The sequence below is a fragment of the Flavobacterium caeni genome, from assembly GCF_900101895.1.
In the GTDB taxonomy this organism is placed as follows: Bacteria; Bacteroidota; Bacteroidia; order Flavobacteriales; family Flavobacteriaceae; genus Flavobacterium; species Flavobacterium caeni.
Window position 1 is genome coordinate 118,530 of record NZ_FMVF01000004.1, and the last position, 24,501, is coordinate 143,030.

Consider the following 24,501-nt stretch of genomic DNA (forward strand, 5'->3'; position numbering starts at 1 on the left):
GACAAGTCGTAACAGCCCACAAAGTAAGCACATATTTCGAAAACGTTGTAAAATTAATGACCAATTCAATTCGTCATTTAATGCGTGCAGTTGGTCATTTCGCGCCCGCTTGTTCTTGGTGTACGTTTTACATTTGTGCCTACAAATATCAACCGATGAAAATCAAGAACATCATTTTACTATTGGTTTTGCTCTTTTCGGCGACGGTGTTTTCCCAAACGCTCTCGCTCAAAGACGCCGTCGATCAAGGCGTGGCCAATTACGGGACGGTGCGCGCCAAGGCCAAATACCAAGCGGCCGCGCATGAAACCGTCGGGCAGTCCAAACGCGATTATTTGCCCAACCTGAATTTTTCGGCGCAACAGGATTACGGTACCGTCAACGGACAAAACGGCCCGCTCTACGGTTTTGGCGGATTGGGCGTAGCATCGTCAGGACTGCCGCTCGACCATCAAAATTGGAACGCGGCGTTCGGCGCACTGTATCTGGTGAATGTCAATTGGGATTTCTTTACGTTCGGCAAAATCAAGCAACGCATCAACCTGTCGAAAGCCGATGCGGTGCGCGCACAAAAAGATCTGGAGCAGGAAACCTTTCAGCACAAAGTCCGGATTTCGTCGGCCTACCTGAATTTGCTCGCGAGCCAACGTTTGTTGATTTCACAAACCAAAAACCTCGACCGCGCGCAAGTGTTCCAACGTTTGGCGGCCGTGCGCGTCAAGAACGGATTGCTGCCCGGCGTCGATTCGACACTCGCTACCGCCGAAGTCTCGCGTGCGCAAATCGCGCTCAACCAAATCAAGGACCAGGTAAAGGAGCAAAACAACAAACTGGTCGCGCTCATGGGCGTCGATATTCGGGATTTTGTACTCGACAGCGCGTTTGTCAAACAGGTGCCGCAGTCGATTTTGACGTTGAACACCTCAAATGATAGCATCAATCCCGTACTTGGGTTTTACAAGAGCCGCGTCGATTTCGGGAAACAGCAGCTCAAATCGTTCCGTCGCGAATACTATCCGAATTTTAGTTTGTTTGGCGTATTCCAAACGCGCGGTTCTGGTTTCAATTCCGACTATGCAACCAACCAGAATTCGTTCACGCGCAGCTATTGGGACGGGGTCGATCCGACGCGCCAGAATTATTTGGTGGGCGTGGGCGTGACGTGGAACCTGACTTCGATTTTGCGTACGGACAAAAAAGTAAGTGCCCAAAAACTCGTCGCCGACGGTTTGCAGGACGAATACGACGTGGTCGACCAGCAGCTCAAAACGCAGTCCGATGCCGCCGATACCAAAATCAAACTCGCCATGGACAACTATGCCGAAGCGCCCAAACAAGTCGCCGCGGCACAGCAAGCCTACCGCCAAAAAACCACGCTCTACAAAAACGGGCTCGCCAATCTCACCGATGTCACGCAGGCTTTTTACACGCTCAACCGCGCCGAGATCGACCGCGACATCATCTACGCCAACGTCTGGCAATCGTTGTTGCTCAAGGCAGCCGCCACGGGCAATTTTGAACTGTTTATCAACGAATTTTAAATTATGAATCTGATCAAATTTGCGCTGCGCAAACCCATTTCGATCTTGGTGCTCGTCGCCGGGCTCGTGTTTTTTGGCATCGGCGCCGTGCGTACGGTCAAGGTCGATATTTTGCCCAAGATGAACCTGCCGGTGATTTACATCGCGCACCCGTTCAACGGCTATACGCCCAACCAGATGGAGTCGTATTTTGGCAAGAACTATGTGAACATTTTGCTGTTCGCCAACGGAGTCAAGTCGATCGAAACCAAGAACACGCAAGGGCTTACGCTCATGAAGATCTCGTACTACGAAGGCACGAACATGGCGCAGGCCGCAGCCGAAATCAGCGCGCTCGCCAACCGCATCCAGGCCGGATTTCCGCCGGGGTCGCAACCGCCGTTCGTGATCCGTTTCGACGCATCGTCGTTGCCGGTCGGGCAACTCGTTTTGAGTTCGAAGACCAAGTCGAACAACGAATTGCAGGATTTGGCCAATGTGTATGTGCGCGCTTCGTTTACGTCGATTCCGGGGCTTTTGTCGCCGCCGCCGTTCGGGGGAAGCCCGCGTACGATCGAGGTCAACGTAGACCCCGATTTGCTGCGGTCGCACAACTTGACACCCGATCAAATCGTCGAGGCCATACGGCTCAACAACCAGACCGCGCCATCAGGCAATGTGCGCATCGGCGACAAGAATTACATCACACCCACCAACAATACCATCAAAGAAGTCAAAGATTTCGAGAAGATCCCGTTGTTCAAGGGCGGCGTGGCCAATTTGTATTTGGGCGATGTGGCGACGGTCAAGGACGGCGCCGACATTACGGCGGGTTATGCGCTGGTGAACGGCAAACGGTCGGTGTATGTGAGCATCGCCAAGGCGGGCGACGCCTCGACGTGGGAAGTCGTCAAAAACCTCAAAAAGGAGTTGCCCAAAATACAGAGCACGCTGCCAGACGATGTGCAGCTTTCGTATGAATTCGACCAATCGGTGCACGTGATCAACTCGGTCAAAAGTTTGATCACCGAGGGCGTCATCGGCGCGATTTTGACGGGGCTCATGGTATTGCTGTTTTTGGGCGACCGACGCGCGGCCATAATCGTGATTCTGACGATCCCGATTTCGGTGATCTCGGGCGTGTTGTTCCTCAAATTGTTCGACCAGACGATCAACCTGATGTCGCTTTCGGGTCTCGCGCTCGCCATCGGAATCCTCGTCGATGAAAGTACGGTCACGATCGAAAACATCCACCAACACCTCGACATGGGCAAGTCCAAAGCCAGGGCGATTTGGGACGCGTGTCAGGAAATCGCATTGCCGAAATTGCTGATTTTGCTGTGTATCCTCGCGGTGTTCGCGCCGGCCTTTACGATGACCGGCATTCCGGGCGCGCTGTTTTTGCCGCTCGCATTGGCCATTGGTTTTTCAATGATCGTGTCGTTCATCCTCTCGCAAACCTTCGTACCGATTATGGCCAATTGGATGATGAAAGGACACGACCACGCGTCGCCGGGTGCACACGACAAGAAATCGCTGGCCGACCGCGACGACCTGGACAACGACGGCCAACTGAGCCGTTTCGAGAAGTTCCGGATACGGTTCATGAAGTTGATCGACCGGTTGCTGTCCCGGCGCAAATTCGCGTCGCTTGCGTATTTGATCGGCATCACGGCGGTGGCCGTCATTTTGCTCAACGTAATCGGCCAGGACGTGTTCCCGAAAACCAATTCGAGCCAATTCCAGATGCGTTTGCGCGCACCCGACGGTACCCGACTCGAACGCACCGAGGAACAAGCGCAACTGGCGCTTTTAGAACTCGAGAAAATGGTGGGCAAGGAGCACATCGGCATCTCGTCGATTTATGTGGGGCAGCACCCGTCGTTGTTCTCGGTATCGCCTATTTACTTGTTCATGGGCGGGCCGCACGAAGCCGTGTTCCAGATTGCGTTGAAAGATTACGAAGCCGACATGGACGTGTTCAAGGACGACCTTAGAAAACGCCTCAAGAAAGTCCTGCCCGATGCCAAAGTGTCGTTCGAACCCATTGAGCTCACCGACAAAGTGCTGAGCCAGGGTTCACCGACACCAATCGAAATCCGCGTGGCGGGCAAGAACAAAAAGACCAACGAGAAATACGCCAAGGCGCTTGTGGGCAAACTCGGCAAGATTGGTTATTTCCGCGATGTGCAAATTGGGCAACCCATCAACTATCCGGCGCTCGACATCAACATAGACCGTGTCCGCGCCGCGCAATTGGGTGTCGACATGAACGACATTTCGCGTTCGCTGATCGCCTCGACGTCGTCTTCGCGCTATACCGAGAAGAACACGTGGGTCGATGAAAAAGCCGGACTTTCCTATAATGTGCAAGTCCAGGTGCCGCTCAACCAGATGAAGACACAGGCCGACATGGGCGAGATTCCGCTGCTCAAAGGGTCGGCGCGTCCGGTGCTCAGCGATGTGGCGACCATTACGCCATCGGTCACCTATGGCGAAAACGACAACCTGGGCGCGATGCCGTACCTAACCGTCACGGCCAACATCGACCATACCGATTTGGGCACGGCGTCCGAAGACGTGAAGCAAACCATCGCCTCGCTCGGTGAATTGCCGCGTGGCTTGTTCATCGAACCCATCGGCATGGCCAAGGTCTTGGACGAAACGATGGGCAGCCTGCAAAGCGGATTGCTCGTGGCCGTGGTCGTGATTTTCCTGATGCTGGCCGCCAATTTCCAATCGTTCCGCGTGTCGCTTGTGATCTTGACCGCCGTGCCTGCCGTCGTATTGGGGGCATTGCTGTTGTTGCTCGCGACGGGTTCTACGTTGAACCTGCAATCCTACATGGGCATCATCATGTCGGTGGGCGTATCGATCGCCAACGCCGTACTACTCGTGACCAATGCCGAGCAGTTGCGCAAAGTAAGCGGCAATGCGCTCGAAGCCGCACGCGAAGCCGCTTCGTTGCGTTTGCGTCCGATCATCATGACCAGTATCGCGATGGTGGCCGGGATGCTGCCGATGGCCATCGGACACGGCGAAGGTGGTGAACAAGTCGCCCCACTTGGCCGTGCCGTCATTGGTGGATTGTTGTTCTCGACGGCCACCGTACTCATTATTTTACCGCTGATTTTCGCTTGGGCGCAAGGCAATGCCACGACCCAATCGGTATCGCTCGACCCAGAAGACCCAGAAAGCAAACACTATTCATCAGACCATGAAAACTAATTGGATGATCATCGCCGCCGCGCTCGTTTTGGCCGGTTGCAAGAAAGAAGAAGTAAAACCCGCGGCACTCGAGGAGCCCGCGATCGAAACCGTCAAACCCGTCAAGGAAAAATTCGAGACCGAACTGCGTTTGCCCGCAGAGCTCGCCGGATTCCAGCAGGTCGACATTTACGCCAAGGTCGCGAGCTATGTTAAGGAACTCAAGACCGACATCGGCGCGCAGGTCAAACAAGGCCAACTGCTCATGGTGCTCGAAGCGCCCGAGGTGGCCGCACAACTCGCCGCCGCCGAATCGCGTTTGCGTTCGCAGGAAGCCATCTTTTCGGGCAGCAGCGCGACCTACAAACGAATTTTGGAAACCTCCAAGGTCGAAGGGACCATTTCGCGCAACGATCTGGAACAGGCCGAAGCGCGCAAGAATTCAGACCAGGCGCAACTCGCCGCCGCGCGCGCGTCCTACCGCGAAGCGCAGAACATTCAAAGTTATCTGCAGATCCGTGCGCCGTTTGACGGTGTGATTGCGGCCAGGAATGTCAACCTTGGTGCTTATGTTGGGCCCGCGGGAAAAGGGTCGGAGCTGCCGTTGTTTACGATACAACAACAAAGCAAACTACGGCTTTCGGTATCGGTGCCCGAAATGTACAGCGGCTTTTTGCAATTGGGCAGCCCGCTCGAATTCCACGTCAAGTCGTTGCCCGGGAAAACCTTTAGCGCCAAGATCGCGAGAATGTCGGGGGTGCTCGACGCCCGTTTGCGCTCGGAACGTGTCGAAATGGACGTGGCCAATTTAGAAAAGCGTTTGCTGCCTGGGATGGTCGCCGAAGTCTTGTTGCCGCTCACAGCCAAAGACAGTAATTTTGTCGTGCCCAAATCGGCGGTGTTTGCGTCGAGTGAGGGCGTGTTTGCAATCAAGGTCGAAAGCGGAAAAACGCAGCGTTTGCCTGTACAAAAAGGCCGCGAGATCGAAGACCGTGTCGAAATTTTTGGCGATTTGACCCCAGCGACTGTCCTGGTCAAATTGGCTTCCGAAGAAATCAAGGACGGCACCGAAGTAAAATAAGATGAAAAAAGCTCTGTTTGCGCTCGCCTTGGGCGGGCTTACGATTGGCATCACCGAATTTGTGGTGATGGGACTTTTACCCGATATCGCCTCGGATACGGGCGTATCGATTCCCGTAGCGGGGTACCTGATCTCGGCCTACGCGCTGGGCGTGGTGGTGGGTGCGCCCACACTCGTCATTTTGGGACGGAACCAGCCACCCAAGAAAATGCTTTTGATTTTCTCGATGATGCTCGCGGGTTTTAACGCGCTGTCGATCATTGCACCCAATTACGAATTCCTGGTCGTGACGCGGTTCCTTTCGGGGTTGCCGCACGGCGCGTTTTTTGGCGTGGGCGCCGTGGTGGCGAGCCGTTTGGCCGAGAAAGGAAAAGAGGCGCAGGCCGTCTCAATCATGTTCTCGGGGCTTACGCTTGCGAATTTGGCGGGCGTACCCATTGGCACCTACATTGGCCACCATTTGGATTGGCGTTATACGTTTGTACTCATCGCCATTGTGGGATTGCTTACGGTTTTGAGTGTGTATGCCTGGATGCCGAAACTGGAATCGGAAGGGTCGGGCAGCATGAAAACGCAGCTCGCTTTTTTTACCAAGGCCGATGCGTGGCTGATCATTGCCATTACGGCCATCGGGTTTGGCGGATTGTTCGCCTGGATCAGTTACATCGCGCCGCTGCTCACCGATATTTCGAAGTTTTCTGCCGAGTCGGTGCCCTACATTTTGGTGTTGGCCGGATTGGGTATGGTGGTGGGCAATTTGATTGGCGGCAGGCTGGCCGATACATTGTCGCCCGCGACCACGGTTTTGTCGTTGCTGATTTTCCTCGCGCTCGATTTGACGCTGGTGTTCTTGGTGTCGGACAATCCGTACATGTCGCTGGTGCTGGTGTTTTTGACGGGCTGTATTTCGTTTGCGGTGGTCGCGCCCATCCAAATGCTGATGATCCAGACCGCCAGGGGTTCCGAGATGATTGCGTCGGCGGCGTTGCAGGCGAGCTTTAACATCGGCAATGCGCTGGGCGCGTTCCTGGGCGGGCTGCCGTTGTTTGCCGGATACAGCTACGCCTCACCGAATTTGGTGGGTGTGGCCATGGCGCTCATTGGGGCGCTCGTGACGTTGGGGTTGATCGTGCGAAGAAAGCGGTTGGTGGCGCAGGTGGTGTAAGCGGGGTTTTGCGTGAGGGATGGAAGCGGTTATCCTTTTGCGGCCGCAGTCCCGACGCTTCGGGACGGAGGTCGCAAAAGATAAAAGCGGACAGCCCGACAGCGGCGCCGATTTTTTTAAATGGAAAGAAGATCGCGTGCGCCGGTGGCACGCCCAAATGATAGAAATGAAGATCCCGACGTCACTCGGGATTTTTTTGTTTGGGTAGCACTGGAAGGTTTTTAGCTGTGCGTGTTCGTCAAACTTTAGCGGACTTTAATTCCAGAAATTTTATGCAAAAGTTAGCTGTAAAAAAAGCCACTTTTGAAGTGGCTTGGTGTATTGTTCGAAATGTTAGAAAACTAATTATTTGTATTTGAGATTGATGCTGAATACATCAGATGTCATTTGGGTTGTTTTGGTGTAATGGCCGTAACGGAACTCCACTGTATTGAAATGCTTGATGCCAAAAACCCCTTTGGGCGGCGTAAATTTTAGGCCTGCGCCAAGGAAATTGCTGTTGAATGTTGACAGGTCGAAGTTGCTCGTGTAGAATTCCTGTGTACCATTGTGCGCGCCATAGGGGCGGAAGTATTTTGTGCCCTGTTGGGTATAATACCGATAAAACGGACTAATGGAAAGGGACTGGGATAGCTTTACGGGTACCTCTATATCTGCTGTGTGGGCGGTAAGTTTCCAGTCGTCGGAATAGTAGCGATAATAGGCGCGTAGGATTACGTTATCGCCAAGAAAATAGCTCGCTCTCACCGCCAATGGAATTTTTAGCCTTGTGTCGGGTAAGTTTTCCTGGTGTACCGTTCCATCGTTGAAATAGACGCGGTGAAAAGGCAGGCTCAGGTAGCCGCTTTGCGTGATTACATCGGCAAGGAACATGATTTGCAGGTTTTGGTTGATGATCTGGGAATAGCCCAACGAAACGGCAAAGGTATTCCTCGATTCGGTTCCCGTTGGCGAGGTGGGCGTTCGAAGTTCTACGGGTAATATCATTTTTACCTGATCGAGATAGGCCTGGAATTTTCCCGTAAATTCACCGCTTTTGTCTTTTGTTTTTTTGGAATAGCTGACGTTTCCGCCAAATGATTGGTAATCGAATTCGGTAGAAGAGGACAACCCCAAACCGAGCGTATTTCCTTTTTCTTCGTTTTCCCTTGTATAGGTGATTGATGGGAAAAAGCGATTGTCTGCCGACGAAGCCGATGAATTGGCTTGAAGGTCAATCATATCTGATGATGCCGAGGTGTAATGGTCTATTCCTATTTCTAAATCGAAACCATGTTTGATTCCGGTTTTACCATATTTGAGTAATTTTACATCTATGGTGTTTGAAATATCGGTCAGTTCTTCGGTGCCTATACCGCCAGTTACCGCCGAATTGTTTCCGTCTTGTTTGTAGTAGCTCGAAACCAAGTTGATTTCGTCTATCTTGAGCTTGGTGCTTTTGTAGCCGGTTGAGTCTGTAGGGGTCGACTGGGCTGATAGTCGCAAAATACCCAACAAGGCAAACCCTGTGATGATAATTCTTTTCATTTGTTTGTTTGGTGAGAGATCAATTAATTACAGCCGCAACCGCCTCCGGTTTTTCCGCCATTGGCACCCGAAGCGCCCTCGCGGTAGGTTTGGAAACTGTTTTCAGTTTTTTGGATTTTTCGGTTGGACAGCACCATTTCGGAATCGTTAAGTTTTCCTTTCTGGTATTCTTTGACGGGCGTACAGGATGCCAATATTGACAAACCGCCTAGCAGAATTAGAAGTTGACTGTTTGGTTTTTTCATTTTAGGTTAATTTTTTTAGAGGTGTAGATGTTGTTGTCGTCGTCGATGATGATGCAGTGCAGATCGGGAATTTGGTCAATCAAAAACAGCCCGGCACTTATACCCATAACAGCGATAGGGGTTGCCATCGCATCGGCAAACTCTGCATTTTCGCTGATGACGGTTACGCTCTTAATGCCGGTAATGGGCAAGCCTGTTTTTGGGTCTATGGTATGCGAATATTTTTTGCCGTCGATTTTGATATACTTTTCGTAATTGCCGGATGTTGCGACCGCCTTGTTGGAAATTTCAAGATAGGAAAATGCCGCCTGCGGGAAGTCGGGGTTGGCGATTCCTATTGTCCATTGTTTTCCGTTGGGCTGTGAGCCCCAAGCAGAAAGGTCGCCGCTTGCGTTGATGATACCGCTTGTAATACCGTTTTTGATCAAAACGCTTTTTGCCATTTCGGCGGCGTAACCCTTTCCAATGCCGCCGAAGCCAATGCGCATTCCTTTCTGTTTTAGAAAAACACTGCTTTTTTCCTTGTCGAGAACGATGTTCTTGTAGTTGATCAGGTGCACCATTTTTCGGGCGGTTTCGGCATCGGGCAATTTTTTCATTTTTTGGTCGAAGTTCCAAAGTGTTTTGTCGATGCTGCCATAGGTGATGTCGAAAGCACCTTGGGTAATTTTCGAAATGGCTATGCTGCGCTCGATCAAATCGAATACCTCTGGACATACTTGCACTGGTTTTATCCCTGCATTGTCGTTGATGAGGTTGGTTTGGCTGTTTGGCTTAAAAGTGGTAAATAATTCCTCAATTCTTCTGATCTCGGTAATGGCCATTTCAATGTTTTGCTTGCCAACCACATTGTTTTGGGCAACAACTGTGATCGTGAAGTTGTTGCCCATTAATTTGAGGGATTGAGAAAACTTTTGCATCGTTGGGTTGGTCATTTGTTTTCGTCGCAGATTGCTTTGATTTGTGCCGTCCATTCTTCGGGAGAAATCTCTGGTTTTCCACGCCATGTCTTGAGAACTTTTCCATCGGCGTTAAGTAACAGCGTGAAAGGGAAATTGCCATCCTTGTTGTACAGTTCTGCCAATGCATCGTTGCGTTTGACGACATCTACATTCGGGATGTTTTTTTTCTTTCTGGGGAAATCGGCATTGACAAGCACCAAATTGTTCTCGGCCATTTTGGTAAACACTTCGCTTTCGAGATAATCTTTGCGAAGAACAATACACGGCCCGCACCAATCGGAACCCGAAAAGTTCAGTAAAATGAGCTCGTGCTTTTCTTTTGCCGTTTTTTTTGCATTTTCAAAGCTTGGTTCCCATTGGATAGGAATGATAAAAAGCAGCGTGAGGACAACTAGTTTCATATTCGTTAACTATTCAGATTTTAACACCTAACGGACAATGGTATTGTTTTATTAGAGTTGCATCTTAAGATGTACTTAATCTAAATAAACGGAATCCTATGGCTTGTGTATCAAACACATATTCCGCCAACAGAATTGGCCAATGCAAAATGATTCCCGTGCCCAATTCGCTACGTACGGGCTTCGAGAGCGTTGCGCGCAGTAAGTTGTTTGGCTGTTCGATCAGCCAGAACGGCCGTTGGTATGCGATTGAATCAAACGTTTGTTCGTTCTTTCGGTTTTATTTATGGCATTGTATAAAGTTCCTTCTTTTCTTTGTTGGGTTCCGATGCGCCCAAACCGGATTGGGAACTGATTGAATTCATAGAAAGAATGAACAAGACTTTAAAATTGCATCGTCATGACTTGGGTTTTAGTGAGACACACAATTCAAAAGGCTAAAAATACGCTACCTAATTTGATGCCGTTTTGATTGGATTATGTTCACCTGTAATAATCCAAATCTCTTTAAAGTGCCGTTGTTTGCCGGATACAGCTATGCCTCGCCGAATTTGGTAGGCGCGAACATGGCGCTCATCGGGGCGCTCGTGACGTTGGGGTTGATCGTGCGAAGAAAGCGATTGGTGACGCAGGTGGTGTAAGCGGGGTTTGCGTGAGGGATGGAAGCGGTTATCCTTTTACGGCTGTAGTCCCGATCCTTCGGGACGGAGGCCGTAAAAGATAAAAGCGGACAGCCCGACAGCGGCGCCGATTGGTTTTCGAATAGCAGAAAGATTGCGTGCGCCGGTGGCACGCCCAAATTATAAAAATGAAAATCCCGATTGATGTCGGGATTTTTTTGTTTGGTTAATACAAGACGGTTTTCGCTGGGTGTTTGAATGAAGTTACAACGGGTCGATTTTGGCTGTGACAAATTTGCACAAAATGTCATTATGTCACAGTTTTTTCTGTGACATTTTGATATTAAATATTTTTATGTCACAAAGTGGTCGCATGGATGGTATTGGGAATAACCTGGCGCGAACGGTGAATGGTCGACCTGTAATACGAATTGAGGTATGCGCTTTGGCGTTACAATTTTTTAAGAGTGAGCGATGCAGATTGATTGGGAGTCAAAACAAAAAATCCCGACCGTTTCCGATCAGGATTTTTGCTCCCCCTCTTGGGCTCGAACCAAGGACCCTCTGATTAACAGTCAGATGCTCTAACCAACTGAGCTAAGGAGGAAGGTGTGTTACCTTTTAAAGCGGTGCAAATATAAATCGATTTTTGTTCTCAGCAAACAAAATCCGCAATTTTTTGAAAAAATATTACTTGCCCGCGATGGCCTTATAAATGTCGTTGCCGTTGGCGAACAAAAGCAAGCCAATAAGCAACACAAAGCCCACCAGTTGCGCATGTTCCATAAACTTGTCGCTTGGCTTGCGGCGCGTGATCATTTCGTAAAGCAAGAACATGACGTGTCCGCCGTCGAGTGCGGGGATGGGCAAGAGGTTCATGACACCGAGCATGATCGAGAGGATGGCGGTGATGCCCCAGAATGCTTCCCAGCTCCAGCTGTTCGGGAAGATGTCGAAAATCGCCTTGAAGCCGCCCACGCCTTTGTAAGCGCCTGTGCTCGGCGTAAAAATCATCTTGAGTTGACGGCCGTAACCCACCAGTTGTTCTTTGCCGCGCTCGAGGCCAACCGGAATCGATTCGAAGAACCCGTAGTTTTCACGGCTAAAATTATAGTATCCGAGTTTGGCCAGATTTTCTTCTTTGAGCGAACCGAGCGCCACGCCCAGTTTGCCTTTGTCGTTGATTTGCAACGTCACGTTCTCGGTCTTTTCATTGCGGACGACTGTCGCTGGGACCTTCTGGTTCGGGTGCGATTCGATGAACGCCATGACCTGGTCCATGTATCGGGTAGGCATGCCGCCGATGCTGGTGATGATGTCTTTTTTCTGAAGTGCGTTCTTGTTTGGGGAATCGTCCGACAATCCGCCGACAACGAACGGCATACGCAGCCCGACGAGTGCCGATTTGTTGGCATCGTCTACATATGTTCCGATGAAATTCTTTGGAAGCGTCACGGTTTGCTTTTGCCCATCGCGTTCGATGACTACCGTTTTGGCCGTGAGTAATTTGCCGTTGATCGAATTGTCGAAACGCGTAATGTTTTCGCCGTCGATCGAAACAATCTTATCGCCGGTTTTGATGCCCGCCTTTTCAATCGTTTTGCTCGTGATCCAAACGCCGTCCTTGATCTGGTCGTTGTTGAGGTAAAAATCCCCATACGCATAAGCCATCCCGATGTAAATCAAGAACGCCAAAATGAAGTTCACGGTCACCCCGCCCAGCATGATGATGAGCCTTTGCCAGGCCGGTTTTGAGCGAAATTCCCAAGGCTGCGGCGGCAGCGCCATTTGTTCCTTGTCCATGCTTTCGTCGATCATGCCCGAGATCTTGACGTATCCGCCCAGTGGCAACCAACCGATGCCGTATACGGTTTCGCCGATTTTTTTCTTGACCAGTGAAAACTTGATGTCGAAGAACAAATAAAATTTCTCGACGCGCGTCTTGAACAATTTGGCCGGGATGAAATGCCCGAGTTCGTGGAGTATGATGAGTAACGATAAGCTCAGCAAAAATTGCGACAGCTTGATGACAATTTCCATAACATAAATATAATGCGCACAAAAATAGTGTTTTCTCGTTACCATTCGCAAGCCGCGCGGGATTTACACATTTAAATGTTTGTTAATACTGCGTGTGTTGTTTCGTCAATCGCGCCAAGTCGGGTAAATTTGAAAGACAATACTACGCCATGCAAAAAATCAAGACAGCATTACTTTCCTACGGGATGTCGGGCAAGATTTTCCACGCGCCTTTTTTGGAACTGCACCCCGGATTTGAACTCACCGGCGCCTGGGAGCGTTCCAAACACCTGATCCAAGACGATTTTCCGCTCGTCAAGAGCTATCCAACCTTAGACGCGGTACTCCAAGACGATGTCGATCTGGTGGTGGTCAACACCCCCGTCGATACCCACTTCGAATACGCCGAAGCAGCGCTGCTGGCGGGCAAACACGTACTTGTCGAAAAGGCGTTCACCACGACGGTGGCCGAGGCCGAAGCGTTACGCGATTTGGCCGACGAAAAAAAACGCAAGCTCGCCGTGTTCCAAAACCGTCGTTGGGACAGCGATTTCAAGACGGTACAGGAGCTGCTCGACAAGGATATTTTGGGCGATATCGTCGAGGCCGAGATCCATTTCGACCGATACAGCCCCGATTTGAGCGCCAAGAAACACAAGGAATCGGCCAGTGCTGGCGCGGGAATCTTAAAGGATTTGGGACCGCACATCATCGATCAGGCGTTGGTGCTGTTTGGTTTTCCCGAGTCGGTCTATGCCGACATCCGCATCACGCGCGACTATTCGGTCGTAGACGATTGGTTCGACATCACACTGTACTATCCGACGTTTCGCGTGCGACTCAAGGCCAGTTTCTTCATCCGCGAACCCTTGCCGTCCTACATCGTCCACGGCAAAAAAGGCTCGCTGATCAAGAGCCGCGGTGATGTGCAGGAAGACGAACTCAAGGCAGGCAAAAAACCGATGGTGTCCGATTGGGGCGTAGAACCCGTCTACAAATCGGGCGTGCTGCACACCGAAATCGAGGGCAGCACCGTGCGCGAAAACATCCCCACGTTGCACGGCAACTACTACGGTTTTTTCGACGCGTTGCACAAGGCCATCCGCAAAAATGAACCGGTGCCCGTATCGGCGCAGGACGGCGTCAACGTGATGCGCATCATCGGGGCCGCCATCGAAAGCAACATCCAAAAGAAACCCATCAAATTGTAGTTATGGAACACAGAAAACTCGGACAGTCCGGTTTGCAGATCGCGCCCGTCGTATTCGGCGGCAACGTGTTCGGCTGGACGATAGACGAAAGACAATCGTTCGATTTGCTCAACCATTTTACCGAAGCCGGATGCAACGCCATCGACACCGCCGACGTGTATTCGCGTTGGGCGCCCGGCAATGTGGGCGGCGAATCAGAAATCATCATCGGGAAATGGATGAAGGAAAAGAAAAATAGACACAACATCGTCTTGATGACCAAGGTCGGCAGCGACATGGGCGATGGCAAAAAAGGATTGCGCAAGGCCTACATCGTCAAGGCCGCCGAGGATTCGCTGCGTCGTTTGCAGACGGATTACATCGATTTGTACCAGACGCATTTTGACCAAGAATCGACACCCGTGTCCGAAACGCTCGAAGCCTATGACCAACTCATCAAGGACGGCAAGGTACGCGTGATAGGCGCCTCGAACATGTCGCCCGAACGGTTGCAGGAATCGCTCGATACCAGCCGCGACCACCATCTGCCGATATACCAAACGCTGCAACCGCATTACAATTTGTATGCGCGCCAAGGGTTTGAAGACGCGTACGAACCGATTGTCATGAACAACCAACTCGGCGTCATCACCTATTATTCGCTCGAAAGCGGATTCCTCACGGGCAAATACCGCAAACACGCCGACATCATCAAAAGCCCGCGCGGCGGCAAGATGGACAATTATTTGAACGACCGCGGGTTCGCGATTTTGGCTGCGCTCGACGACATCTCGAAACGATACCAATCGACGCCGGCTGCCGTGGCATTGGCGTGGCTCATTCACCGCGAGTCGGTGACGGCACCGATTGTGAGCGCCACCAGTTTGCTGCAACTCGACAGCATCGTCCAGGCGCCAAGCCTAAAGTTGGAGGCCGATGCAATCGCGGTGCTCGACATAGCCAGCGCTTATTGATCGGATAAATCCAATGCGAAGCGATGCTAGAGTTCGAAACCCATAAACCCGAGAAGTTCACCGATTTGATCGAGCGGATCTGGACGGTAGAAAATACCGGCGAGGATGTCGAAGTCAATGTCCCGCCCAACCAGTACGTCAGTATCATTTTTCCAATCGGGGATTCCTATTATGAAAGAAATGGCGTGCGGATCGACAGTGCTCAAGTTGAAGGGATTGCGTTAAAAACCAGTTACCTGAAGTATCCGGAAGGCACGAGACTTGTCGGGATTCGTTTTTTTGCGTTTGGTTTGTTTCCGTTTTTTCGGTTGTCGGGCAAGGAACTGATCGACCGCTCGATTTTGTTGCCATCGGGTAATTTCAAGCGCGACGAGCAGCCAGGCCGTAACGACATCATCGGACAAATCTACTAAATGCTCGACGGCCTTTTCAATCAAGATGCCTACAAAAAAATGTGGCCGATCATCGATTTTTACAGCGCATTCCGTTGGAACGGGGCCACAACCATCGAGGCCCATTGCGTCGAAAACGGCACCAATTATACGTCGTTGAACAGGCGTTTTTCGCACACCATCGGTTTGTCGCCCAAAAAATTTGAACGGTTGATCAAATTCCGCAAATCGCTCTGCAACCTGATCGACAGCGATGAAAGTCTGACCGCCATTTCCATTGACTCGGGTTATTTTGACCAGGCGCATTTCATCCGCGAGTTCAAGCTGTTCATTGACCAGACGCCCAAAACCTACCTTGATTTGATCAAAACCGCCGACAAGCAAAGCCAAATCATCAACTACAATTTCCGGATATTCCGATAGTGTTTAAAATATACAATTTCCGCAAGTTGCTGGCGCGTAGTTTTGCCGTTCAAATCAATAGAGATGAAGGTAAATCATGTAGCCATGTGGGTAAACGACCTGGAAAAGACCAAGGATTTTTACGCCAAATATTTTCAGGTTGAGGCAGGCGAAAGATACCGCAATGCCAAAAACGACTTCACGTCCTATTTTCTGTTTTTTGACGGTGCCTCGACGACGATCGAAATCATGCACCGGCCAGATTTATCCGATTGTTCCCGAAAAAGTTTATTTTCGCCAGGGCTGACACATTTGGCGATTTCGGTCGGAGACCGGATGGCCGTCGATCGACTGACCGACCAGCTTCGCGAAGACGGCTACCCGATCGTCAGCGAGCCCAGGGTGACTGGAGATGGCTACTACGAAAGCGTCATCCTCGATCCTGAACGAAACATTATCGAAATAACAGAATGACTATGAGCGACCTGAAAACCGCGTCGGTCTTTGCCGATAGCAAACAACATTTCCTGATCCTCGATGCCTTGCGCGGCGTGGCAGCGCTGATGGTCGTACTGTTCCATGTATTCGAGATTTATTCCGACGGCGACCACGTCAAGCAATTCATCAACCACGGCTATCTGGCTGTCGATTTCTTTTTTATGCTCTCGGGCTACGTGATGGCACACGCCTACGACGACCGTTGGGATACAATGAGCCTCAAGGCGTTCTTCAAACGAAGATTGATCAGGCTGCACCCCATGATCATCGCCGGGATGGTCATTGGTGCGCTTTGTTTCTTTTTCCAGGAATCGCCGATGTTTCCGAACATCGCCAACACGTCGCTGGGACAGATGTTGCTCATTTTTGTCATCGGTTGCACGCTCGTTCCGGTACCGCCGTCGATGGACATCAGGGGTTGGACAGAAATGCATCCGCTCAACGGGCCTGCGTGGTCGCTGTTTTTTGAATACATCGCCAACATTTTGCATGCGTTAATTTTGCGCCACTTGTCTAAATTGGTGTTGGCCGTTTTGTTGGGCATCGCCGCCGTTGCGCTCATCCATCTTGGCGTTACCAGTCCAAAAGGCGACATCATCGGCGGATGGTCTATCGATGCGACGCAACTCCACATCGGATTCACCAGGTTGCTGTTCCCATACCTGGCTGGGATGCTGTTGCGTCGGGCAGTCAAAGTCGGTACGGGAAAAAACACGTTCGTCGGCACGGCGCTGCTGCTGATTGCGGCGTTGGGCATGCCCAGGATCGGCGGTTACGAACACTTGTGGGCCAATGGTTTGTACGATTCGTTGACGGTTATCCTGTTGTTTCCGATCATCATTTATTTTGGCGCGACCGGAAAAGTGGTCGGCAATGCGTCGGAGAAAATCTGTACATTCCTTGGCGATATTTCGTATCCAATCTACATTATCCATTATCCGATCGTTTACATTTTCTACGCGTGGGTGACCAACAACCAAGTCCCGATCGAAGAAGGCATTTGGGTGGGAATGTCACTTTTTCCGCTGATTCTGCTGCTCTCGTATGCCGCGCTCAAAGGATACGACGAGCGTGTTAGAAAATGGCTGGCCAAAAAGTTCCTCACGTCAGATTTAAAATCGAAAACAGCTAAAAATTGACGGCGATTGTCGTAATTTGCCATTAGAAAACAGCCTTGTAAATTTGTCACCGTGTTTGAGTTCTTCATCAACCGATTCAAGTTCAAGCCCAAGTTCGACAGCGTTTACCTGAACGCCAAGTTGTCGTATTTGAACCGCATCCGGTTCTCGGTATCGCTGTTCTATTTTGCGATGGGCTTGTGTTTCGCGTCCTGGGCCAGCCGCATTCCCGACGTCAAGACCGCGCTGTCGCTCAACGAAGCAGCGCTTGGTAGCATCCTGTTTGCCGTGCCGATGGGACAGCTTGCCATCATGCCTTTTTCGGGAAAGATGGTCACGCGGTTCGGCAGCAAAGCGGTATTGCTTGCGGCCATGGCGTTGTATGTGGTAAGCCTGCTCGCGCTCGGATGGGCCAACGGCCTATGGCAGCTTTCGGCGGCGTTGTTCTTTTTTGGTATGAGCGGCAATTTGTCGAATATTGCGGTCAATACACAAGGCGTTGGTGTCGAGGTGTTGTTCAAAAAAGCGATCATGTCGTCGTTTCACGGGGCGTGGAGCATCGCGGGTTTTACAGGGGCCATCATCGGGCTGGGTATGGTGGCGCTCAACCTGACGCCGTTGCAGCATTTTGCGATCGTTTCGGTATTGGTCGTGGGTTTGGTGGTTTATGCCGAGCGCCATCTGATTGTGACCAAGGAAAAAATCAAAAAGAAAAAGCAAAAGTTTTTCTCCAAACCCGATCCAACGTTGCTCTCGTTGGGCGTCATCGGGTTTTGCGTCATGGCCAGCGAAGGGGTGATGTTCGACTGGAGCGGCGTGTATTTCAAAGAAATCATCCACGCGCCGGGCGCGCTGGTCATCGTGGGCTACACCTCTTTCATGATCATGATGGCCTTGGGTCGTTTTGTAGGCGATGGCATCACCCACAAATTCGGCCGCAAGAAAGTACTCCAAATCAGCGGCGTGATGATTTCGGTTGGGTTGTTTACGGCCGTTTTGTTACCCAAACTGATCGTGGCGACGCTGGCGTTCATGCTTGTCGGATTGGGCGTTTCTACCGTGGTCCCTACAATCTACAGCGTGGCGGGTAAAAGCCAGACGGTACCTGCCGGAGAAGCGCTCACGATTGTGTCGTCGGTGAGTTTTCTTGGATTCCTGCTCGGGCCGCCCGTGATTGGGTATGTGGCCGAGATGTTCAGTTTGCGCGTTTCGTTTGCGCTGATTGGCGTGTTCGGATTCCTGATTGCCATATTGGTGTCGCGTATCAAGGCTTTTGACGAATAAAAATCCCCGAAAGCATCGGGGACTTTTTTTATCGTTGGGGTTGTTTGGTCGCGTACTAAGTTTACAGTTTTTCTGTAAGGAAGTCACACATCAAAAATGTATTTTTACCGTAGGGAAGGGGGCTATGAAGGTATCCCCTAAAAAATAAAATGCACAGTCCATTACAGATTTTCTGTACATTTTGTTAAATGTTTCAATAAGGGTTTTAGCGCCAAGCCAAAAGTCTATTTTTTGACAAACTTGAGCTGCTTGGTTCCCGCGTCGGTTTGCACGTTCAGGAAATACACGCCCGAGGCCAAATCGGCCACCTCCCACGAAGTCTCGCTTTGCGTTGTCTTGGCTTGTTGGCCGAGCGCGTTGTAAAACGTCGTTTGCTCGACGGTCACGCCCGACGGCAAGTCGAGTGTCAGCCTGTCGTGGGCCGGATTCGGATACAGCGAAATGGCCGTCATCAAATCAAACGAACCCGTCGACAAAACCGCTTCGCTGTTGCGTGAGATGATGTCGTTTTTAGGGTTGAACACAATGCCCGTAAGCACAAACGGCACGTCGATGTTGAACGTTTGGTTGTCGGTCGTATTTTCCAAAACGATGTCCTGCTGCAGATCGCCTGAACCCAAAAGCCTGACGGGAACAGGCCCCTGAAAGAAATCGACCGAATTGTGCGATTGGTTTTGGTTGATGGTAATCGACGCATGACCCGGCGTGGTGTTGTGTGCCGTGATGTCGAAAATCGGATAGCCTTGCTTGTACACCCAGTCGTTGAAAAATTCGTCGAGGTCGACGCCCGAAGCCGTCTCAAGATGCGCCTGCAAATCGTCGGTCACGGCATAGGCGTAGGCGAGTTGCGGGTCGTTCAAATAATTGCCCAAGGCGCTAAAAAAGGCCGTGTCGCCCAATTTGAACCGCAACATGTGCAGCACCATGGCGCCTTTGTTGTAGCTCAATCGGCTGCTGAAAATTCGGTTGACGTTGAGCGCTTCCGATGGTGTCAAATACACCGCGCCGCCCGCTTGGCTCGTAATCGTGTTGATCATGTTGCCTTTTTGCGTCGTAAACGAATTGTCGCCGTCGAATTCCTCGACCACCATGGCCGCCATGTATGTGGCAAAACCTTCGTTGAGCCAAATGTCCTGCCAAGAGCCGCACGTGACCTTGTCGCCAAACCATTGGTGGCCCAGCTCGTGCGCAATCAGGCTGCGGCTGTAACCGTTGTTGCCTGCTGTCATGAACGATACCGTGGTGTGTTCCATGCCGCCGCCCCAGGCAAACTGGCAATGGCCATACTTTTCTTCACGGAACGGATACGCACCAAAGGTTTCCTCAAAGAAATTCATGATGCCCGGCGTCACGGCCACGCTGTTTTCGATTGCGTTGGCATCTTCGGGGAAACTGTAGTTGATGATCGGAAAGAACGGACTTTCGGGCGTACCCAGACCCGCCTGTTGGGTATACACCTCGTAGTCGGTCACCGCAAACGCAATCAGGTAGGCGGGAATCGGGTAGGTGTGTTTAAAGTGTGTGGTTTCGGTACCGTCGCCGTTGTCGGTGATCGATTGTTCCATGCCGTTGGCTGCGGCGCGGTATTGGCTGGGCGCCGTGATGTACATGTCTACGCCTTCGTCGACTTTGTCGTTCAAATCTTGCTTGCACGGCCACCAGTCGCGCGCGCCAAACGGTTCAGACAGTGTCCATACGACAGGCGTTCCGTCGTGGTAGTCGCATACAAACGAACCGAATCCGCTGCCGGTTGGGTAGCCCGAATATTCGACCACCACGGTATAATCGGTTCCTACGTTAAGAACCGAAGGAAACGTGATGATGAGTTCATCGGATGCATTGTGGACAAAGCCCACGGGTGTTCCCTCGTAGGTGACACTGGCAACGGTCATTTGAAACGGCGCATCGCCCTTGGTGAGCTCGAGTGTAATGGTATTGGTCGATTCGAGCGGGGCAAACTTGGTGGTCACCTTACCCGCTATTTCCAAAACGTAGGCATTGCCCGCGTCGACGAAGTTGTCGATGTCGGCCGTCAATTCGATGGTCGCATGCTTGACATCGTAATTCCACGTATTCGGGTTCTCGACAAAATTCATGATTTTGGCCGCAGCTTTTTTCTCGGCCTCGGCAATCTGGTCGAGCTCGAGACGGTCGGTTTGCGCGATGGCTGTGGCCGATACCAAGGCCAATAGCAGGTAAAAGTTTTTCATCTTTTCAAAAAATTTTCGCAAATCTAAACAATAACCTATTCACTGTGTGTTAATTTCGACGAAAATGCAACGTTTTCGCCAATTTCATCCAAAAGATGCGGGGCGCTTGAATCCGTTGCGCCCAACTGTATCAAAATTTGATTAAATTTGCGCTCATTTAATCGACAGCTATGTTACAAATCGCATTCATCCGGGAAAACCAGGAGCAGGTCATCAAGGCCCTGGCCAAAAAACACCTCGACGCCAAGGAATTGGTGGCCGAAGTCGTTGCGCTCGACGAACAACGGCGCGCCACGCAAGTCGAACTCGACAACGTTTTGGCCGAATCCAATAGACTTTCTAAGGACATCGGCGATTTGATGAAATCGGGCGAAAAAGCCAAAGCAACGATCCTCAAGGAAAAAACCGTTTCGCTCAAGGAACAAAGCAAGGAACTTTCGGAAAAAGCCGAAGCGCTCGCGGCCGAACTCCAGCAAAAAATGTATCTGCTGCCCAACTTGCCGGCCGACATTGTTCCCGAAGGCAAGACGCCCGAGGAAAACCTGAACGTATTCCAATCGGGTGACATCCCGACGTTGCACGACGGTGCGCAGCCGCATTGGGAGCTTGTCAAGAAATACGACATCATCGATTTTGAACTCGGCACCAAGATTACGGGCGCCGGATTCCCCGTATACAAAGGTAAAGGCGCCAAATTGCAACGCGCGCTGATCAGTTATTTCCTCGACAAAAATACCGAGGCGGGTTACCAGGAATTTCAAGTGCCGCATTTGGTGAACGAAGCCTCTGGTTTCGGGACGGGCCAGTTGCCCGACAAGGAAGGCCAGATGTACCATGTGGGTCTGGACGATTTGTATTTGATTCCCACAGCCGAAGTTCCCGTCACGAATTTGTACCGCGACGTGATTCTTAACGAGAATGATTTGCCCGTGATGGCCACCGGATATACGCCGTGTTTCCGTCGTGAGGCGGGCTCGTATGGCGCGCATGTACGAGGATTGAACCGTTTGCACCAGTTCGACAAGGTCGAGATCGTCCGTATCGAAAAACCAGAAAACTCATACGCCGCGCTCGACGGTATGGTCGAACACGTCAAAACCATTTTGGAAGAACTCCAGCTGCCGTACCGAATTTTGCGTTTGTGCGGTGGCGATATGAGTTTTGCGTCGGCATTGACCTACGATTTCGAAGTGTTTTCGACCGCGCAGGACCGTTGGCTCGAGATTTCGTCGGTGTCGAACTTCGAGACGTTCCAGGCCAACCGCCTTAAATTGCGTTTCCGCGACAAGGACGGTAAAAACCAATTGGCGCACACGCTCAACGGCTCATCGTTGGCCTTGCCGCGCGTGTTGGCGGGTATCATCGAGAATTACCAGACGCCCGAAGGCATCGTGGTTCCCGAAGTGTTGCGCAAATACACAGGGTTCGACCTGATCAATTAAGTTAATCTTACCAGAATACGCACTAAATTGACACCAAAAGTGTTACTTTAGTGCGTTGTTTTTTGCCCGATGAAGAAGTTGCTGATTTTTTGTTTTTGCGTTGTTTCGTTTTGTGCGTTGGCCCAAAGCGACCAATTGGCGCAGAATTACTTCGACAAAGGCGATTTCGAAAAGGCCAAAATCAGCTATGAGGAACTCGTCAAATCGCAGCCTGGCAATACGTTTTACTTTCAACGGCTGATCGAAAGCTACCAGCAACTGCAGCAATACGACGTGGCCGAAAAGGCGTTGCAGCAACGTATCGCGCGTTATCCAATGGGCGGACTGCTCGTAGAAATGGGCTACAACTACCAGCTCAAGAAAGACCTGTCGACCGCCAAGAAATACTACCAGGACGCGCTCGAAAAAATCAGGAAAAATCCGGGCGAAGTCTACAGCGTGGCACCCACGTTCGAGCGACGCGTGCTCATCGACTATGCTTTGCAGGCCTACCAGCTCGCCGTTTCGCTGCAGCCGACGCTCAATTTCAATTTCCACATGGCACTTTTGTACGGCCAGTCGGGCGATACGGGCAAGATGATCGACATGTTTTTGACCGAATCGCAGGCCAATCCGCAAAATTTGATCATGATCCAAAACCAGTTGGTGCGGTTCATGACCGAAGACGGCGAGGCCACGTTCAACGAAGCCCTGCGCAAATCGTTACTGCTTCGCGCGCAAAAAGACCAGGACATTTTTTGGAACCAATACCTGAGCTGGTACTACGTGCAGCAAAAGGAATACGGCAAGGCGTTCATCCAAGAGAAGGCGATTTATAAACGTGATCCTGAGACGTTCTCGAACATCGTCAACCTCGCGCAGCTGTCGATCGAGGAAGGCGAAACCGAAACGGCCAAGGAGATTTTTACGTTCATTCTCGAAAACACGCAAGATCTCGAATTGCAGATTGACGCGCATTACTACCTGACCGAAATGCGCATCGACGCGGCCCAGCCCAAGGATTACGTGACCATCGAAACCGATCTGGCGGCGTTGTTGCAGCAGTTTGGCATCAGTCCGTATTCGCTGCCGTTGCAAATCCTCGACGCGCATTTCGCAACGTTTTATCTGAAGAAACCCGAACAGGCCAAAACCAACCTCAAGGCCGCGCTCGGGTTGCCGCTTTCGAAATACCAGCAGGCCGAGATCAAGATGGAACTCGCCGATATTTTGCTGTTCGAAGAAAAGTTCAACCAGGCGCTGATCTATTATTCACAAATCGAAGAAGATTTGAAGAACGATGTCGTGGGGCACGAAGCGAGTTTGAAATCGGCCAAGACCAGTTATTTCAAAGGCGATTTCGACTGGGCGCAACAGCAGTTCAAGGCGCTCAAATCGGCTTCGACCCAACTCATCGCCAACGACGCGCTCGAGTATTTTTTGCTGCTCAACGACAACAAAGTAGCCGATTCGACGCAAGCCGCGCTCAAGCGTTTGGCGCGTGCCGATTATTTGTTGTACCAGAACAAAAACCAAGAGGCGTTGGCCGAATTCCAAGCGATCCTCAAAACGTTCAAGGGGCAGGAAATCGAACCCGTGACGTTGCTGCGTTTGGGCCAAACCTTCGAAAAGATGAACGATTTTAACGCGGCGCTCGGACAATACCAGGCGCTGGTCGATGGGCATGCCGAAAGCATCTACATCGACGAGGCGCTTTATTTTTCGGCCGAGATTTACAACAAAGATTTGCACGACCCCGACAAGGCCAAGCCGTTGTACGAAAAGATTTTGTTCAACCACCAGGACAGTATTTATTTTGTCGAGGCGCGAAAGAAATATAGGCAGTTGCGGGGAGACAGTAACCTATAGGGAAATTCCAAATTCCAAAACCCAAATTCCAAGCACCAAATTCCAATCGTTCGACTTTCGACGTTTGACATTCGACAAAAACATGATTATCTACAACGTCACCATCAACATCACCGAAGAAATCCACGACGCCTGGCTGCTCTGGATGAACAACCAGCACATCCCCGAGGTCATGGCCACGGGTAAATTTTTATCGGCACGGCTGGTGCGCGTACACGTCGACCAACCCATGGACACCATCGTATTTGCGGCGCAATACGTTTGCAAAGACAAAGCGACGCTTGAGCAATACTATCTGGAAGACGCGCCAAAGATGCGTCAAAAAGGACTCGAATTGTGGGGCGATCAGGCGCTGTATTTCCGTACCGAACTCGAAGTGATTTCGGAATTTTAAAC

The 24,501-nt window shown here is 51.0% G+C and carries 21 protein-coding genes and 1 tRNA gene; 15 read left to right on the top strand and 7 right to left on the bottom strand.

The window, feature by feature from the left end:
- Positions 1-155 precede the first annotated feature (155 nt).
- Genes BLP55_RS04585 through BLP55_RS04600 form a run of 4 tightly spaced genes read left to right on the top strand, consistent with a single transcriptional unit; the run spans position 156 to position 6,973 of the window.
- Positions 156-1,541, top strand: coding sequence for a TolC family protein (locus BLP55_RS04585; RefSeq protein ID WP_091141154.1), 1,386 nt, complete (start codon positions 156-158; stop codon positions 1,539-1,541).
- 3 nt (positions 1,542-1,544) lie between these two features.
- Positions 1,545-4,748, top strand: coding sequence for an efflux RND transporter permease subunit (locus BLP55_RS04590; protein WP_091141155.1), 3,204 nt, complete (start codon positions 1,545-1,547; stop codon positions 4,746-4,748).
- A complete protein-coding gene (locus BLP55_RS04595; protein WP_091141156.1) occupies positions 4,738-5,808 on the top strand; it encodes an efflux RND transporter periplasmic adaptor subunit in 1,071 nt (356 codons plus the stop codon). Before BLP55_RS04590 ends, BLP55_RS04595 begins: the two co-directional genes overlap by 11 nt.
- A gap of 1 nt (position 5,809) precedes the next feature.
- Entirely contained in the window at positions 5,810-6,973 is a 1,164-nt protein-coding gene (locus BLP55_RS04600; protein ID WP_091141157.1) for an MFS transporter, read from the top strand.
- A gap of 345 nt (positions 6,974-7,318) precedes the next feature.
- Here BLP55_RS04600 and BLP55_RS04610 read toward each other — a convergent pair whose 3' ends face one another.
- From BLP55_RS04610 to BLP55_RS04625, 4 genes are read right to left on the bottom strand one after another with little or no spacing between them, the layout of a single operon-like run.
- The gene (locus BLP55_RS04610; RefSeq protein ID WP_091141159.1) at positions 7,319-8,500 is read right to left on the bottom strand and encodes a DUF3570 domain-containing protein; all 1,182 of its coding nucleotides are present in this window, start codon (positions 8,498-8,500) and stop codon (positions 7,319-7,321) included.
- A 23-nt stretch (positions 8,501-8,523) separates the two neighbouring features.
- Positions 8,524-8,745, bottom strand: coding sequence for a DUF4266 domain-containing protein (locus tag BLP55_RS04615; RefSeq protein WP_091141160.1), 222 nt, complete (start codon positions 8,743-8,745; stop codon positions 8,524-8,526).
- On the bottom strand, positions 8,742-9,665 hold the full coding sequence (locus BLP55_RS04620) for an FAD:protein FMN transferase (RefSeq protein ID WP_091141335.1): 924 nt from the start codon (positions 9,663-9,665) through the stop codon (positions 8,742-8,744). The genes BLP55_RS04615 and BLP55_RS04620 overlap by 4 nt, the downstream gene beginning before the upstream one ends.
- An 11-nt stretch (positions 9,666-9,676) precedes the next feature.
- Entirely contained in the window at positions 9,677-10,108 is a 432-nt protein-coding gene (locus tag BLP55_RS04625; protein WP_091141161.1) for a thioredoxin family protein, read from the bottom strand.
- Between the two features lie 512 nt (positions 10,109-10,620).
- Here BLP55_RS04625 and BLP55_RS17340 point away from each other — a divergent pair.
- The gene (locus tag BLP55_RS17340) at positions 10,621-10,749 is read left to right on the top strand and encodes a hypothetical protein (protein WP_262494175.1); all 129 of its coding nucleotides are present in this window, start codon (positions 10,621-10,623) and stop codon (positions 10,747-10,749) included.
- A gap of 512 nt (positions 10,750-11,261) precedes the next feature.
- On the opposite strand, the gene BLP55_RS04630 is transcribed toward BLP55_RS17340, so the two are convergent.
- Positions 11,262-11,335: transfer RNA gene (locus BLP55_RS04630), tRNA-Asn, on the bottom strand.
- Between the two features lie 83 nt (positions 11,336-11,418).
- The gene (gene rseP / locus BLP55_RS04635) at positions 11,419-12,768 is read right to left on the bottom strand and encodes an RIP metalloprotease RseP (RefSeq protein ID WP_091141162.1); all 1,350 of its coding nucleotides are present in this window, start codon (positions 12,766-12,768) and stop codon (positions 11,419-11,421) included.
- 149 nt (positions 12,769-12,917) lie between these two features.
- On the opposite strand from rseP, the gene BLP55_RS04640 reads away from it, so the two are divergent.
- The 7 genes from BLP55_RS04640 (at position 12,918) to BLP55_RS04670 (ending at position 18,605) form a co-directional block, all read left to right on the top strand.
- Positions 12,918-13,958: a Gfo/Idh/MocA family oxidoreductase gene (locus BLP55_RS04640; protein ID WP_091141336.1), complete on the top strand. Its 1,041-nt coding sequence runs from the start codon at positions 12,918-12,920 to the stop codon at positions 13,956-13,958.
- 2 nt (positions 13,959-13,960) lie between these two features.
- A complete protein-coding gene (locus BLP55_RS04645; RefSeq protein ID WP_091141163.1) occupies positions 13,961-14,911 on the top strand; it encodes an aldo/keto reductase in 951 nt (316 codons plus the stop codon).
- Between the two features lie 23 nt (positions 14,912-14,934).
- Positions 14,935-15,324: a DUF6597 domain-containing transcriptional factor gene (locus BLP55_RS04650; RefSeq protein WP_091141164.1), complete on the top strand. Its 390-nt coding sequence runs from the start codon at positions 14,935-14,937 to the stop codon at positions 15,322-15,324.
- A complete protein-coding gene (locus BLP55_RS04655; RefSeq protein ID WP_091141165.1) occupies positions 15,325-15,726 on the top strand; it encodes a helix-turn-helix domain-containing protein in 402 nt (133 codons plus the stop codon).
- Between the two features lie 63 nt (positions 15,727-15,789).
- Positions 15,790-16,179, top strand: coding sequence for a VOC family protein (locus tag BLP55_RS04660; RefSeq protein ID WP_091141166.1), 390 nt, complete (start codon positions 15,790-15,792; stop codon positions 16,177-16,179).
- 2 nt (positions 16,180-16,181) lie between these two features.
- Positions 16,182-17,342 (top strand): acyltransferase family protein, encoded by a 1,161-nt coding sequence (locus BLP55_RS04665; protein ID WP_091141167.1) that lies wholly within the window; start codon positions 16,182-16,184, stop codon positions 17,340-17,342.
- Between the two features lie 51 nt (positions 17,343-17,393).
- Positions 17,394-18,605, top strand: a complete 1,212-nt coding sequence (locus tag BLP55_RS04670; protein WP_244503418.1) for an MFS transporter — start codon at positions 17,394-17,396, stop codon at positions 18,603-18,605.
- A 224-nt stretch (positions 18,606-18,829) separates the two neighbouring features.
- Here the strand turns inward: BLP55_RS04670 and BLP55_RS04675 are convergent, their stop codons facing one another.
- On the bottom strand, positions 18,830-20,815 hold the full coding sequence (locus BLP55_RS04675; RefSeq protein WP_091141168.1) for a M1 family metallopeptidase: 1,986 nt from the start codon (positions 20,813-20,815) through the stop codon (positions 18,830-18,832).
- Positions 20,816-20,985: 170 nt separating this feature from the next.
- Here BLP55_RS04675 and serS point away from each other — a divergent pair, with 170 nt between their 5' ends.
- The 3 genes from serS to BLP55_RS04690 all read left to right on the top strand — a co-directional run bounded on the left by serS (position 20,986) and on the right by BLP55_RS04690 (position 24,499).
- Positions 20,986-22,257, top strand: coding sequence for a serine--tRNA ligase (serS, locus tag BLP55_RS04680; RefSeq protein WP_091141169.1), 1,272 nt, complete (start codon positions 20,986-20,988; stop codon positions 22,255-22,257).
- A 69-nt stretch (positions 22,258-22,326) separates the two neighbouring features.
- Positions 22,327-24,105: a tetratricopeptide repeat protein gene (locus tag BLP55_RS04685; protein WP_091141170.1), complete on the top strand. Its 1,779-nt coding sequence runs from the start codon at positions 22,327-22,329 to the stop codon at positions 24,103-24,105.
- Between the two features lie 82 nt (positions 24,106-24,187).
- Positions 24,188-24,499 carry a DUF4286 family protein gene (locus BLP55_RS04690; RefSeq protein WP_091141338.1) on the top strand — a complete coding sequence of 104 codons (312 nt, stop codon included), beginning with the start codon at positions 24,188-24,190 and terminating at the stop codon, positions 24,497-24,499.
- The last annotated feature ends 2 nt before the right edge of the window (positions 24,500-24,501 follow it).

Excerpts from the sequence above, each read along its gene's own strand:
- BLP55_RS04595 (WP_091141156.1), top strand. The coding sequence starts at position 4,738 with ATGAAAACTAATTGGATGATCATCGCCGCCGCGCTCGTTTTGGCCGGT.
- rseP (WP_091141162.1), bottom strand. The coding sequence starts at position 12,768 with ATGGAAATTGTCATCAAGCTGTCGCAATTTTTGCTGAGCTTATCGTTA.
- BLP55_RS04590 (WP_091141155.1), top strand. The coding sequence starts at position 1,545 with ATGAATCTGATCAAATTTGCGCTGCGCAAACCCATTTCGATCTTGGTG.
- BLP55_RS04645 (WP_091141163.1), top strand. The coding sequence starts at position 13,961 with ATGGAACACAGAAAACTCGGACAGTCCGGTTTGCAGATCGCGCCCGTC.
- BLP55_RS04650 (WP_091141164.1), top strand. The coding sequence starts at position 14,935 with ATGCTAGAGTTCGAAACCCATAAACCCGAGAAGTTCACCGATTTGATC.
- BLP55_RS04585 (WP_091141154.1), top strand. The coding sequence starts at position 156 with ATGAAAATCAAGAACATCATTTTACTATTGGTTTTGCTCTTTTCGGCG.
- BLP55_RS04690 (WP_091141338.1), top strand. The coding sequence starts at position 24,188 with ATGATTATCTACAACGTCACCATCAACATCACCGAAGAAATCCACGAC.
- BLP55_RS04675 (WP_091141168.1), bottom strand. The coding sequence starts at position 20,815 with ATGAAAAACTTTTACCTGCTATTGGCCTTGGTATCGGCCACAGCCATC.
- BLP55_RS04660 (WP_091141166.1), top strand. The coding sequence starts at position 15,790 with ATGAAGGTAAATCATGTAGCCATGTGGGTAAACGACCTGGAAAAGACC.
- BLP55_RS04655 (WP_091141165.1), top strand. The coding sequence starts at position 15,325 with ATGCTCGACGGCCTTTTCAATCAAGATGCCTACAAAAAAATGTGGCCG.
- BLP55_RS04615 (WP_091141160.1), bottom strand. The coding sequence starts at position 8,745 with ATGAAAAAACCAAACAGTCAACTTCTAATTCTGCTAGGCGGTTTGTCA.
- BLP55_RS04620 (WP_091141335.1), bottom strand. The coding sequence starts at position 9,665 with ATGCAAAAGTTTTCTCAATCCCTCAAATTAATGGGCAACAACTTCACG.
- BLP55_RS04625 (WP_091141161.1), bottom strand. The coding sequence starts at position 10,108 with ATGAAACTAGTTGTCCTCACGCTGCTTTTTATCATTCCTATCCAATGG.
- serS (WP_091141169.1), top strand. The coding sequence starts at position 20,986 with ATGTTACAAATCGCATTCATCCGGGAAAACCAGGAGCAGGTCATCAAG.
- BLP55_RS04665 (WP_091141167.1), top strand. The coding sequence starts at position 16,182 with ATGAGCGACCTGAAAACCGCGTCGGTCTTTGCCGATAGCAAACAACAT.
- BLP55_RS04610 (WP_091141159.1), bottom strand. The coding sequence starts at position 8,500 with ATGAAAAGAATTATCATCACAGGGTTTGCCTTGTTGGGTATTTTGCGA.
- BLP55_RS04685 (WP_091141170.1), top strand. The coding sequence starts at position 22,327 with ATGAAGAAGTTGCTGATTTTTTGTTTTTGCGTTGTTTCGTTTTGTGCG.
- BLP55_RS04640 (WP_091141336.1), top strand. The coding sequence starts at position 12,918 with ATGCAAAAAATCAAGACAGCATTACTTTCCTACGGGATGTCGGGCAAG.
- BLP55_RS04600 (WP_091141157.1), top strand. The coding sequence starts at position 5,810 with ATGAAAAAAGCTCTGTTTGCGCTCGCCTTGGGCGGGCTTACGATTGGC.